This is a genomic window from Streptomyces sp. NPDC058239 (genome assembly GCF_042882185.1).
Taxonomy (GTDB): Bacteria; Actinomycetota; Actinomycetes; order Streptomycetales; family Streptomycetaceae; genus Streptomyces.
Map to the genome: position 1 here is coordinate 8,648 of NZ_JBHVWS010000011.1, position 14,895 is coordinate 23,542.

Consider the following 14,895-nt stretch of genomic DNA (forward strand, 5'->3'; position numbering starts at 1 on the left):
AGCGTAGCCCACGCACTGCGCCGGGCCAACTGTCGTGATCTTGCTCGTTATTGAAGTGAGACTCGGTCAACCCCGGTGCTCGTGCGGTTTTCTGAAGCGGTCAAGATCTTGTGGGAGCGCTTCGGGACGTGGAACCATGTGCCACCGCACGCGGGGGACGGGAACGGGCGGGCCGACGTACGGCTGAGGGGATTCGGCGTGCGGCGGAAGGGCAAGTGGTGACCGGGAGTTGGCGGCCATGACGGGTTGGAGTACTCCGGCCTCCTTCGACCAGGAGCGGGTGTGGTTCGCGAGCCGACTGGATCCGGACTCCCCTGCGTTCAACGTCCCCACCGTCGTGCCGCTGTTCGGTGTCGCGCTCGGCGCGGGAGACGTGGCAGCGGCCCTGCGCACCGTCGTGCAGCGCCACGAGGCCCTGCGGACATCCCTGGCGGAGGCGGCGGACGGCTCGCTCCGCCAGACCGTCCACGAGCGCGTGGAACTGACCGTGGACGAGGAGGACCTGCGGTCCCTGGAGCAGGCGGCGGCAGGCAGCCGGACCGAGGAGCTCCTCACCGAGCTGGCCGCGGCGCCCTTCGATCTGACGCGGGCCCCGCTGTTCCGCGCCCGGCTGGTCCGCCTCTCCGAAGCGGACCGACTGCTGCTGGTGGTGGTCCACCACAGCGCGTTCGACGCCGCCTCGGTGGCCCTGCTGGACCATGAGGTCACCGAGCTGTGCCGGGCGGCCGCGGAGGGCCGCCCGGCCGAGCTTCCGCCGCTGCCCGTGCAGTACGCCGACTACGCCGCCTGGCAGCGCTCCCGGTACGACAGCGGCGAGTTCGAGCCGGACCTGGCCTACTGGCGACGGCGGCTGGCCGGGCTGCCGCCGGTGCACGCCCTGCCGCTGGACCGGCGGCGCCCCCCGGTCCGGAGCAACACCGGTGACACCGTGCGGTTCGCCGTGCCCGAGGAGGTCGGTGACGCGGTGGCCGCGCTCGCACGGCGCGGCGGCACCACGCCGTTCACGGTGCTGCTCGCGGCGTTCACGGCCCTGCTGGCGCGTACCTCGGGCAGTACGGACGTGGTGGTCGGCGTTCCCGTGTCCGGACGCGTCCTGCCCGAGGTGGGCGCGTTGATCGGCATGTTCGTCAACACGGTCGTGCTGCGCACCGACGCGTCCGGGAACCCGGCCTTCGGCGAGCTGGTGGCCCGTACCCGCGATGCGGTGGCCGACGCGCTGGAGCACTCCCAGCTGCCGTTCCAGAAGCTGGTCGAGGAGCTGTCGCCCGAACGCGACCCCAGTGTCTCCCCGCTCTACCAGATCGCGTTCAACTACCTGCCCGATTCCGGGAACGAGCTGGTCGACACCGGCACCGCCAAGGACGAGCTCGTTCTGGAACTGGGCCCGCGGGAGGGGCGGCTGAGCTTCCGCACCGACCTGTTCGACCGCCGCACGGCTCAGGCCCTGGCGGAGCGCTACGTCAGGTTTCTGGCCGCTGCCTCGCCGGAGACCCGGCTGGCGGACCTGCCGCTGGCCGGCGCGGAGGAGGAGCGGACGCGGCTGGCGGACGGCCGGGGTCCGCACCGGGAGCTGCCGGCCGGGCTGGTGCCGGAGCTGTTCCAGGCCCGGGCGGCCGCAAGGCCCGGGGCCCCGGCGCTGGTCGGCGCCGGCGTCTGCCTGAGCTACGCCGAGCTGAACAGCCGCGCCAACCGGCTCGCCCGGCTGCTCGTCCGGCGCGGTGCGGGTCCCGAGCGGCGGATCGCCCTGGTTCTGCCGAGGTCCGCGGAGATGATCGTCGCGGTGCTCGCGGTGTTCAAGGCCGGCGCCGCCTACGTACCTGTCGATCCTGACCTCCCCCGGCTCCGCCGGGAGTTCCTGCTGACCGACTCCGCGCCCGCGCTCGTCCTCACCCTCACCGCGACGGCGGACGAGGACCTGGCCGAGGTCCCGGTGCTGGCGCTGGACGACCCGGCCGTGCTCGCCGAGCTGGCCGGGTTCGACGACGCCGACCTCACCGACGCCGACCGGGCGGCCCCGCTGCGGACGGTCGGCCTCGCCTATGTGCTGTACACCTCCGGATCGACCGGCCGGCCGAAGGGCGTGGCGGTCACGCACTCCGGGCTGAGCAACCTCGCCCACGCGCACATCGACCTGCTCGGCATCGGGCCGGACGACCGCGTGGCCAACCGGTCGGCCTGGTCCTTCGACACCTCGGTGCTGGAACTGCTGTCGACGTTGCTGGCGGGTGCCGCGCTCGTCGTCACCCCGCACGAACCGGCCCTCCTCGGTGAGGAGCTGGCGGACTGGCTGCGCCGGTACGCGGTGACGCACCTCCTCGCACCGACACCGGTCGCGGCCACCCTTCCGGCCGGTGCGCCGCCCACGCTCCGGGTGGTCTTCGTCGGCGGCGAGGCGTGCCCGGCCGAGCTGGTCGCGCGGCTGGGCGCCGACGTGTCGTTCGTCAACACGTACGGCCCGACCGAGACCACCGTCGTCGCCACCACGTGGCAGGGCCGGCAGCAGCCGCCGACCGCGGTCGCGCCGATCGGACGACCGCTGCAGAACACCACCTGCTACGTGCTGGACGACCGGCTGCACCTGGTGCCGCCCGGGGTCCCGGGAGAGCTGTACGCCGCCGGGCCCCATGTCGCCCGCGGCTACACCGGCCGGTTCGACCTGACCGCCGAGCGGTTCGTGGCCGACCCGTTCGGGGCGCCGGGCACGCGCATGTACCGGACCGGTGACCTGGTGCGCTGGAGCCACGACGGCGACCTCGAGTTCCTGGGCCGGACCGACCGGCAGGTCAAGGTCCGCGGCTACCGGATCGAACCGGGCGAGATCGAGACGGTGCTGACCGAATGCGCCGGTGTCCGGCAGGCCGTCGCAGTGATGGCGGCCGACGACCCGCCGCGGCTGATCGGCTACGTGGTGGCCGAACCGGGGGCCAGGCCCGACCCGGAGGCGCTGCGCGGGGAACTGGCCGCGGTGCTGCCCCGGCACATGGTGCCGGCGCAGATCACCGTGCTGGAGGCGCTGCCGCTGCTGCCCAACGGCAAGCTCGACCGCACCGCGCTGCCCACCCCGTCCCCGGCCCGGCCCGGGGCCGGCCGCCGGCCCGCGACCGAACGGGAGAGGGTGCTCTGCGCGGCCGTGGCGCACGCCCTGCACCTGGACGAGGCCGGTGCCGACGACGACTTCTTCCAGCTGGGCGGCGACAGCATCTCGGCGATCACCATGGTGGCCAGGGCGCGCGCCGCCGGACTGCGGATCACCGCACGGCAGGTCTTCCAGCACCGCACCCCCGCGGCCCTGGCCCAGGTCGCCGCCGGGGTGGCCGACGGCGCCCCGGCCGGTGGCGAACCGGCCCCGCTCGTACGCCTGGACGCCGCCGACCGGGACCGGCTGGCCGCCCGTCACCCCGGCCACCACGACGTACTGCCGCTCTCGCCGCTGCAGCAGGGGCTGCTCTTCCACGCCCAGTACGACGAGCAGGCGCCGGACGTCTACACCGTGCAGCTGGTCCTTGGCCTCTCCGGCCGGCCGGACGCCGGCCGGCTGCGCGCCGCCGGGTCCGCGCTGCTGCGCCGGCACCCCAACCTGCGCGCGGGGTTCTGGACCGACGGCGCCGAACCGGTGCAGGTGATTCCCGTTCCGGGCCCCATGCCCTGGCAGGAGCTGGACCTGCGCCCGCTCGACGCCGGTCGGCAGGACGAGGAGGTACGTTCCTTCCTGGCCGCGGACAAGTCACTCCGGTTCGACCTGTCCGCACCTCCGCTGATCCGGATGTGCCTGCTGCGGCTGGCCGACGACCGGCACCGCCTCGTCCTCACCAGCCACCACATCCTGATGGACGGCTGGTCCATACCGATGCTCCTCGACGAGCTGCTCACCGGCTACGCGGGAGGCCCGGAGCTTCCGCCGCCGCCCGCCTTCCGCGACTACCTCGCCTGGCTGGCCACGCAGGACCCGGAGCAGTCCCGAGCGGCCTGGCGGCGGGCCCTGGACGGAGCGCGCCCGTGCGCCGTGGCACCGGGCGAGGCCGTGACCCGGCGCCCCGTCACGCCGGAGAGGGTGGACGTGACGCTCTCCGCGGAGGAGACCACCGCGCTCTCGGCCGCGCTGCGCGCCACCGGCGTCACCCTCAACACCCTGACGCAGACGGCCTGGGCGGTGGTGCTCGGCCAGCTCACCGGCCGTGACGACGTCGTCTTCGGCGGCTCGGTGGCGGGGCGTCCGCCGGAGATCCCCGGCGTCGACCGCATGATCGGACTGTTCACCAACACCGTGCCGGTAAGGGTCCAAGTGCGGCCGCGGGAAACCCTGACCGCCCTGCTCAGGCGGGTCCAGGATGAGCAGTCCGAGCTGCTGGCCCACCAGCACACGGCCCTTGCCGACATCCAGCGCGACGCCGGCGGCGACCTGTTCGACACGATGACGACGCTCGAGAACTACCCCGACGCCGGACAGCTCCTGAACGCGGGCACCACGGCGCCCGCCGGCGACGCGGACGGCCTGCGGCTGACCGGGGCGACCGTCGACGACGCCACCCACTACCCGCTCAGCCTCACCGTGGTGCCCGGCACGCGGCTGCTGCTGCGCCTGGAGTACCGGCCCGACCTCTGTTCCGCCGCCGAGGCCGGGTCGATCGCCGCCCGGCTCCGGAGTGTCGTCGCCGGCGTGACCGGCGCCCCGGAGGCGCCGGTCGGCCGGCTGGCGCTGGCCGACGCGGCCGAACGTACGGCGCTGCTGGCCCGTGCGGCCGGTCCGGTCCGGCCCTGCGGCCCCGTCGAAGGGCCCGCCGACCTGGTGGCCCGGTGGGCCGCAGTCGCGGGCGACCGCACCGCGGTGACCGACGGCGAAACGGTTCTCGGCTACGCGGAACTCGACCGGCGGGCCGACCGCTTCGCCCGGCTCCTCGTCGCGCGCGGTGCCGGGCCGGAGACCGTCGTCGCGCTGGCACTGCCCCGGTCGGCCGGGCTGATCGTGGCGGCGCTGGCCGTGGCCAAGGCGGGCGCCGCGTTCCTGTGGGTGGACCCCGGCCTGCCGCCGCTCCGGCAGGCCCGGCTGGTGTCCGGCGCGAAGGCGCTGCTCGCCGTCACGGCGGCGGACCACGGCGAGGCACTGCCGCCCGGCCTGCCGGTCCTGGACCTGGACGCCCCGGACCACCGGGGCGGCGCGACGCTCCCGGCCCCGCCGCACCCTGACCAGCTCGCCTACGTGCTCCACACCTCGGGGTCCACCGGAACCCCCAAGCCGGTGGCCGTCACCCGGCGCGGCACGCACACGATGGTCCGTGCCCAGCTGGGCCGCTTCGGCCTCGACGCCGGGAGCCGGATGGCGCAGCTCGCCCCCTGGAGCTTCGACGCCGCGATGTCCGAATGGCTCACAGCCATGGCGGCCGGCGCCGCCGTCGTGCTGCCGCCCGCGGGGGAGCCCCTGGTCGGCGAGGCACTGGCGCGCTGGATCGACGCGGCCCGGGTGACGCACGTACAGCTCACGCCCGCCGTCCTGGCCACGTTGCCGGAAGGCTCCCTGACCGGAGTGCGCACCCTGGTCGTCGGCGGCGAGTCCTGCCCGCCGGAGCTCGTGGCCCGCTGGTCGCCCGGCCGGCTGATGATCAACGCGTACGGTCCCGCCGAGGCGAGCGACACGGTGACGCTCGCCGACTGCCGGCCGGTCGGCTCCGGCGCGAGGGTGCCGATCGGCACCCCGGTGGCGAACGCGACGGTCCACGTGCTCGACGCCGCGCTGCGGCCGGTCCCGTCCGGTACGCCCGGCGAGTTGTACGCCGCCGGCCCCGGCGTGACACGGGGCTACCTCGGCAGGCCGGCGGACACCGCGGAGCGCTTCGTGGCCTGCCCGTTCGGACCACCGGGCGCCCGCATGTACCGCACCGGCGACCTGGCGCGCTGGACCGCCGGGGATGAGCTGGAGTTCCTCGGCCGGGTCGACCGGCAGGTGCAGGTGCACGGCGTCCGGATCGAACCGGCCGAGGTCGAGGCCGCGCTGGCCGACTGCCCCGGTGTCGGCCAGGCCGCCGTGCTCGCGGTGGGCGAACCGCCCCGGCTGGTGGCGTACGTCGCACCGGGCGCGGGTCTGGAGCTGCCGTCGCCCGCCGACATGATCGACTGGCTCGCCGGAGTGCTGCCCCGGAACCTGGTGCCCTCGGCCGTGGTCCCGCTGGCCGCGCTGCCGCTCAACCGCCACGGGAAGGTCGACCGGCACGTGCTGCCGGACCCGGGGGCGCCGCGCCGCGGTGCGCTCCGGGAGCCAGGCACCGAACGCGAACGGGTGCTCTGCGCCGCCGTCGCCGACACCCTGCGCCTGGACTCCGTGGGCCCGGACGACGACTTCTTCGGGATCGGCGGCGACAGCATCTCCTCGATCCAGCTGGTGGCCCGGGCGCGGGCGGCGGGGCTACGGCTGACCGCCCGGCAGATCTTCGAGCACCGGACGGCGGCAGCACTGGCGGCGGTCGCCTCCACGCTGCGGACCGAGGACGACGCGGATGTGGCGGTCGGCCCGCTGGAGGTGTGGCCCATCGCCGCCTGGCTGCGCGAACGCGCGGCGCCCCTGGACGGCTTCGCCCAGTCGACCGTGCTCGGCACCCCCGCCGGCACCACCCGGGAGCAGTTGCTGACGGCGATCGGCGCGCTGCTCGACCGGCACGACGCACTGCGGCTCCGGCTGCTGCGGCCGCAGTGGACACTGGAGATCGCCCCGCGCGGCGCGGTGTCCGCGGCCGACTGCTGGCGGCGCGTCGACGTGCGGGGGCTGGACCGGGAGGCCCTGCGTACCGCCATCGACACCGAACGCGCCGGCGACGGGGGCGGATTCGACCTCGCGGCCGGTGTGGTGCTGCGGGCGGTGTGGTTCGACGCCGGTCCGCGGGAGCCCGGCCATCTGCTGCTGTCCGTCCATCATCTGGCCGTCGACGGATACTCCTGGCGGGTGCTGGTGCCCGACCTGACAGCGGCCGCAGGCTCGGCGGCGGCCGGGGAACCGGTGCGGCTGCCCGCGGTGGGCACTTCGCTGCGCCGGTGGGCGCGGCTCCTCCACGAGCAGGCCCGCGAACCGCGGCGCCGTGCCGAACTGCCGTACTGGCTCCGGGTCACGGAACCGACCGCGGCCCCGGCGCTCGCCCGGCGGCCACTGGATCCGGCCCGTGACACCTACGGCCGGGCCCGGTTCCGCACCTGCTTCGTCCCGTCGGAGCTGACGGCCGAACTGCTGACGACAGTCCCGGCCGCCTTCGGCGGCACCGTCCAGGACCTGCTGCTGACCGCGCTCGCCATGGCCGTCGCCGAGCACCGCCGGGACCGCGGGGAACCGGACGACGGCACCCTGCTGGTCGATGTCGAGGGCCACGGCCGCGAAGAGATCGCCGAAGGCGTCGATCTCACCCGCACCGTGGGCTGGTTCACCAGCATGTATCCGGTGCGGCTGCGGCTCGGCGAGCAGGATCCGGCCGAGCTGTTCGACGGCGGTCCCGCGACCGGCCGCGCCGTGAAGCGGGTCAAGGAGCAGCTGCGCTCGGCGCCCGACGCCGGTCTCGGCTACGGCATGCTGCGCTACCTCGACCCCGACACGGCCGCCGCCCTCGCGGACCGCGCCGCTGCCGAGATCCTCTTCAACTACCTGGGCCGGTTCGACGCGCCGTCGGGTACCGGTGCGTGGAGCCCGACGGTGGAGTCGGGAGAGCCGGCCGGCGGGCTCGACCCGGACATGGCCATGCCGCATGTCATGGAGCTCAACGCCATGGTCGTCGGCGGCCCTTCCGGGCCCGCCCTGGCGGCGACCTGGTCGTGGGCCCCCGGCGCGCTCGACGACGCGACCGCTGCCGAACTGGCCGACGGCTGGCAGCGGGCGCTGCACGCGCTGTGCGCGCACGTGCGTGCACACGGCGGCGGCCGCACCCCGTCCGACTTCCCGCTCGCCCGGCTGGACCAGGACGAGATCGACCTGGTGACGCGTGAGCAGCCGGGCGTCCGGGACATCCTGCCGCTCACGCCGCTGCAGGAGGGCCTGCTCTTCCACAGTGGCTACGACGACGGCCCCGACCTGTACACGATGCAGCTCTACGTCGACCTGGTCGGCCCGGTGGACGCCGCCGCCGTCCGGCGGGCGGGCCGGCTGATGCTGCGCCGGCACCCGAACCTGCGGGCCGCGTTCCGCTGGCAGGGGCTGCGCCGCCCGGTTCAGGTGATCACGGACCACGACGACTTCGCGTGGCAGGAGACCGATCTGAGCGCCCTGGGCGAGACGGACCGCCGGGCGGCGCTGGACCGGCTGCAGGCCGCCGACCGCGACCAGCGGTTCGACCTCACCCGGGCACCCCTGATGCGGATGGCCCTCGTCCGGCTCGCACCGGACCGGCACCGGCTGCTGGTGACGCACCACCACACGCTGATCGACGGCTGGTCCACGCCGCTGTTCGTGCGGGAACTCCTCAGGCTGGCCGCCGACGGGGGCGACACGGGCGCACTGCCGCCGGTGCGCCCGTACCGCGACTTCCTCGCCTGGCTCGACGGCCAGGACACGAAGGCCTCCGTCGCGGCCTGGGTTCGGGCGCTGGCGGAGCTGGACGGCCCCACCCTGGTGGCCGGCGACCGCGGCACGCGGCACCTGCCGGTCCGCCCGCGGGAGCTGACGGCCGAACTGGACGCGGCCGCCACCGCCGCCCTCACCGCGACGCTCCGCGAGCACGGGCTGACCCTGCACACCCTCGTGCTCGGCGTATGGGCGACGGTGCTGGCCCGGCTGACCGGCCGCGACGACGTGGTGTTCGGCGCCACGGTGTCGGGCCGGCCGGGCGAGCTCGACGGATCCGGCGAGATGCTCGGGCTGTTCATCAACACGGTGCCGGTGAGGGTCCGGCTGCGCCCGGGCGACACCGTCGCCCGGCTCTTCCGGGAGATCGCCGCCGGCCAGGCGGAGCTGCTCGCCCACCACCACGTGCCGCTCAGCGAGATCCAGCGGACGACCGGGCACGACGCTCTCTTCGACACCGCCGTCGTGGTGGAGAACTTCCCGGCCGGCGCGGAGGACGACGCCGGGCCGACAGACACCCTGCAGGTCTCCGGGGCGGGCGGCTACGACGCCACGCACTACACGCTGGACCTGACTGTGGTGCCGCACGAACGGCTGCGGATCGTGCTGCGCCACCGGCCGGACACCTTCGGGCAGGCCGCGGCGGCCGCCGTCCTCGACCAGGTGATGGAACTGCTGCGCACCGTCGTGGCCGAACCGGAGGCCCCGGTGGGGCGGTTGAGGGCGCCTGCCGGTGCAGAGCGGTCCCGCCGGCTCGCCGCGGGTGCGGCCCAACCGTGGGCCGACACTCCCCCGCTGCCGGCGGAGGGCCTCCTGCCTGACCTGTTCGAGGCCCGGGCCGCCGCCTGTGCCGAGCGCACCGCCGTCGCCGACGGCGACCGCTCCTACGGCTATGCCCAGCTCAACGCCCGGGCCAACCGGCTGGCCCGCCTGCTGGTCGCACGCGGAGCCGGGCCCGAGCAGGTGGTGGCCGTTGCGATGCCGCGCTCCGTGGACGCGGTCGTCGCGGTCCTGGCAGTGGCGAAGACCGGCGCCGCGTTCCTCCCCGTCGACCTGGACTATCCGGCGCAGCGGGTGGCGGTCATGTTCGCCGACGCGCGGCCGTGCCTGGCGGTGGCCACCGCCGCGACGGCCGGGGCGCTGCCCGCGGGGGTCGCGCCGCTGCTGCTCGACGAGGCGCTCGCCGGACCGGGCGGCGCCGGCCCGGCGGACACCGACCTCACCGAAGCCGACCGCCTCGGTCCGCTGCGGCCGGAGAACCCGGCCTACGTGCTGTTCACCTCGGGCTCGACCGGAACGCCCAAGGCGGTCGCCGTCACCCACGCCGGGGTGGCGAACATGGCCGCCGTACAGATCGACCGGTTCGGCGTGGACGCCGACTGCCGGGTGTCGCAGCTCGCGTCCTGGAGCTTCGACGCGGCCATGTCCGAGCTGTGCACCGCCCTGCTCTCCGGAGCCACGCTGGTGCTGCCCCCGACCGGCACCGTGCTCGCCGGCGAACCCCTCGCGCACTGGATCGAGCAGAGCAAGGTCAGCCACGTCCAGTTGACGCCCGCTGTCCTCGGCACCCTGCCCGACAACGCGCTGGCCGGCGTCGGCACGCTCGTGGTCGGCGGCGAGGCGTGCCCCGGGGAGCTGGCGGAACGCTGGTCCGCCGGGCGCCGGATGATCAACACGTACGGGCCGACCGAGGCGGCCGACACGGTCACCCTCGCCGACTGCGGCCCCGCGGCGGGCGCCGCCGTCGCACCCATCGGCCGCCCGGTGCCGCGCGTCGGGGCGTACGTGCTCGACGCCACCCTGCAGCCGGTCGCCGAGGGCGCCGCCGGTGAGCTGTACGTCACCGGCGCCGGGCTGGCCCGCGGTTATCTCGGCCGGCCCGCGCGCACGGCGGAGCGGTTCCTGGCCTGCCCGTTCGGGGAGCCCGGCGAGCGGATGTACCGCACCGGCGACCTGGTCCGCCGGCGGGCGGACGGCCAACTGGAGTTCCTGGGGCGCGCCGACCAGCAGGTGAAAATACGCGGGGTGCGCGTGGAGCTCGCCGAGATCGAGGCCGCCGTCACCGCGCTCCCCGCGGTGGCGCGGGCGGCCGTGGTCGTCCGCGAGGACCGGCCCGGTGACGCCCGCCTGGTGGCCTACGCGGTACCGGCGCCCGGCGCCCGGCTGGACGGGGCCGCGGCGCGGCGGAGCCTGGCCCGGGCGCTGCCACGCGCCCTCGTGCCGGCCGCCGTGGTGGCGCTCCACGAACTGCCCGTCACCCCCAACGGCAAACTCGACCGCAAGGCGCTGCCCGCGCCGCTGCCCGCCGCGGCCGGTACCCGGGCGGCCCGTACCCCGGCCGAACAGGTGCTGTGCGAACTGTTCGCCGACGTGCTGGGCGCGCCCGTGGTCGGCGCCGACGACGACTTCTTCGACCTCGGCGGCCACTCCCTGCTGGCCACCCGGCTGACCGGCCGGATGCGGGACGCCCTCGGGGCGGACGTGGACATCCGGACGCTGTTCGAGCACCCCACCCCAGCCGCCCTGGCGGCGGAGCTGGCCGACCGCGAGGGCAGTCCGGTGCGCCCGCGGCCGGAGCCGGCCACCCGGCCGGCGCGGCTGCCGCTCTCGTACGGGCAGCGGCGGTTCTGGTTCCTCAACGAGCTCGCCGGCGGCGCCGTCAACAACAGCATGCCGCTGGCACTGAGGCTGCCCGGCGTCGCGGACGCCACGGCGTTGCGACACGCCCTCGACGACGTCGTGGCCCGGCACGAAAGCCTGCGCACGGTGTTCCCCACCGGGCCCGACGGCGTCCCCTACCAGCACGTGCTGGCCGACGGCTGGGCACCGCTGAGCACCGTCGGGTGCGCCCCCGAGGACGTGCCCGCGGCGATGGCCGCGGCGCTCGGCCGCGGCTTCGACCTCGCCACACAGACCCCGCTGCGCGCCCACCTGTTCACCGCCGGCACCGGCGAATCAGTCGTGCTGCTCGTCCTGCACCACATCGCCGGCGACGGCTGGTCGGTGGGGGTCCTCGCCGACGACCTGTACACCGCGTACGAGTCCCGGCTGGCGGGCCGCGCCCCCGCGTGGCAGCCGCTGCCGGTCCAGTACGCCGACGTCACCCTGTGGCAGCGCAGCCTGCTCGGCGCGCCGGACCGGCCCGACAGCCGGCACTCCCGCCAGCTGGAGCACTGGCGCCGCACGCTCGCCGGCCTGCCCGACTGCACCCCGCTCCCGACGGACCGGCCGCGCACCGCCGCGACCGGCGACCACGGCGGTACCGTCACCCTCGGTGTCGACGCCGACCTGCACGCGCGCCTGCTGGGTGTCGCCAGGCGCACCGGGACCACCCTGTTCATGGTGCTGCAGACGGCGCTGAGCGCCCTGCTGACCCGGCTGGGCGCGGGCACCGACATCCCGATCGGCACGCCGGTGTCCGGCCGCGGCGACGCGTCCCTGGACCGGCTCGTCGGCTGCTTCGTCAACTTCCTGGTACTGAGGGCCGACACCGGCGGCGATTCGACGTTCCGCCAACTGCTGGAGCGGGTGCGGAAGGCGGACCTGGCCGCCTACGCGCACGCGGACCTGCCGTTCGAGTCCCTGGTCGAGGCGCTCAACCCGGCCCGGACACCGGCCCGGCATCCGTTGTTCCAGGTGGTGCTGTCGCTGCAGACGGCCACGGCGGCGGACGGCGGCTTCGAGGAACTGCCGGTCGAACCGGCCACCGCCCAGTTCGACCTGTTCTTCGAGGTCACCGAGCGGCGCGGAACCGACGGCGCACCGCAGGGCCTGGACTGCCACCTCGGCTACCGCGGCGATCTGTACGACCGCGGCACCGCGCAGGCATTCCACCGGTGGTTCGGGATGCTGCTGCGCGCCATGGCCGCCGACATCGACCAGCCCGTCAGCCACCCGCGGCTGCTCACCGGCCCCGAGCGCCGGCGCCTGCTCCACGAGTGGAACGCCACCGGGGCTCCGGCGGCCCCGGACGTCGTGACCGCGTTCCAGCAGCAGGTCCTGCGCACCCCGGAGGCCGACGCCGTCATCGGCGAGACCGGCACGCTCAGCTACATCGGCCTCGACCGGCGGGCCAACCGGCTCGCGCACCATCTGATCGGCCGGGGCGTCGGCCCGGGCGCGCTGGTCGCCCTGCTGCTGCCGCGGACCGAGGAGTTCCTGGTCGCTGTGCTCGCGGTGCTCAAGGCCGGAGCGGCGTACCTGCCACTGGACCCCGACCACCCCTCCGACCGCCTGCGTCACGTACTCGACGATGCCGCACCCGATCTGGTGCTGGAGGCGGTGCCGGACGACGGCGACCTGGCCAAGGCCGGCTGTCCGGGCACCGCCCCGGGCGATGCGGCCCGGCCGCCGTCCGCGTCCGACCCGGCGTACGTCATCTACACCTCGGCGACCACCGGCCCGCCCAAGGGCGTCGTCATCGGCCGGGGGGCCCTCGCCAACCTGCTGGCCGCCCTGCGCGGCATCCTGCGGCTGACCCCTCGCGACCGGATGCTGTCGGTGACCACCGCGGCCTTCGACATGTCGGTGCCGGAGCTCTACGGTCCGCTGCTGAGCGGCGCCGCCGTCGTGCCGGCCGGTCCGCGGACGGTCCGCGACCCGGTGGCACTGGCCCGGCGGTGCGCGGAGACCTCGGTCACCGTCGTGCACGCCACCCCCTCGCTGTGGCAGTCCCTGGCCGAATCCGTCCCGGAACTGCTGCCCGGGCTGCGGAAGTTCACCGGCGCCGAGGCGCTGCCCGCCGGGCTGGTCGGCCGGCTGTCCGGCCCCGGCGGCGAGCTCACCAACCTGTACGGTCCGACCGAGACCACCGTGTGGTCCACCGCGGCCCGCCTCTCCGGCCCGGTGGACGCGCAGCCGATCGGCACTCCGCTGGCCAACACCCGGGCCTACGTGCTCGACGAACGGCTGCAGCCGCTCCCGCCCGGGGTGACCGGGGAGCTGTACCTCGCCGGCGCCGGGCTCGCGAACGGCTATCTGCGCCGGCCCGCGCCGACCGCCGAACGGTTCACGGCCTGCCCGTGGGGACGGCCCGGCGAGCGCATGTACCGCACCGGCGACCTGGCCCGCTGGACGTCCGCGGGGCAGCTGGAGTACTGCGGCCGGACCGACCAGCAGATCAAGCTCCGCGGGTTCCGGATCGAGCCGGGCGAGGTCGAAGCGGCCCTGGTCTCCCATCCGGATGTGGCCCGGGCGGCGGTCGTCGCGCGCGAGGACCGGCCCGGCGACCGGCGGCTGGTGGCCTATGTCGTACCGGAGGCGGGCGGTGGCGTCGACCCGGCGGCGCTGCGCGCGCACGCGGGCCGAACCCTGCCGCCCTACATGCTGCCGAACGCGATCGTCGCGCTCGCGGCGCTGCCGCGGACGCCGAACGGCAAGCTCGACCGCCGGGCGCTCCCCGCGCCGCCGGCCGCCCGCGCGGGCCTCGCCGCCCGCAGCCACCGCGAGGAGCTGCTGTGCCAGCTCTTCGCCGAGGTGCTCGGCGTGCCGCGCGTCGGCGTCGACGACAACTTCTTCGACCTCGGCGGCCATTCGCTGCTGGCCGCCACGCTGGCCGGCCGGATCCGGGCCGAGCTGGGCGCCGAACTGGGCCTCGGCCTGCTGTTCGAGCACCCGACGGCGGGCGGTCTCGCCGCGCGGCTGGACGGCGGCGGTGAACGCGGGCTGGGCGTGCTGCTGCCGATCCGCACCACGGGAAGCCTGGCGCCGCTGTTCTGCGTGGCGCCGATCGCCGGCCTCGCCTGGTGCTACACGGGCCTGCTGCGGCACCTGGACCCCGAGCGGCCGATCTACGGCCTGCAGTCCCGGCTCGCGGCTCCTGGCCGCCCGCTGCCCGGCTCGCTCACCGAGGTCGCCGCCGACCACCTCGAGCAGATCCGCTCCGTGCAGCCCACCGGCCCGTACCACCTGCTCGGCTGGTCGTACGGCGGGCTGGTGGCGCACGAGCTGGCCGTGCGGCTGCGGCACGAGGGGGCGCCGGTCGGGCTGCTGGCCCTGCTCGACGCCTATCCGGTGGCCGACGGCGAACTGGACGCCCCCGTCGACCCGGTGGCCGCGCTGCACCGCCTGCTGGGCCCGGACACGGCCGCCGGCCTGGCCTCCGAGCTGGCCGGGGTGGTGGCCAACAACGCCCGGCTGGCCGGGGCGCACCGCCCCGGGCTCTTCGACGGGGACATCGACCTGTTCCACGCGACCGGAGAACCCGGAGCGGCCCGGCCGGCGGCCTGGGCCGATCACACCACCGGTGACCTGCGCGTGCACCGGATCGCGTGCGCGCACGACGACATGACCCGGCCCGAGCACCTGCGCCGGATCGGCGCCGAGCTCGACATCCGCCTGAGACCACAGCCCTGAAGGAGCAGAAC

1 protein-coding gene is annotated in these 14,895 nt (G+C 75.5%); it reads left to right on the forward strand.

Annotation, left to right across the window (positions count from 1 at the left end; translation table 11 throughout):
- Positions 1 to 238: 238 nt before the first annotated feature.
- Positions 239 to 14,884, forward strand: coding sequence for an amino acid adenylation domain-containing protein (locus tag ACFVYE_RS15195; RefSeq protein WP_389605821.1), 14,646 nt, complete (start codon positions 239 to 241; stop codon positions 14,882 to 14,884).
- Positions 14,885 to 14,895 lie beyond the last annotated feature (11 nt).

Coding starts and splice junctions, on each gene's coding strand:
- ACFVYE_RS15195 (WP_389605821.1), top strand. CDS start 239: ATGACGGGTTGGAGTACTCCGGCCTCCTTCGACCAGGAGCGGGTGTGG.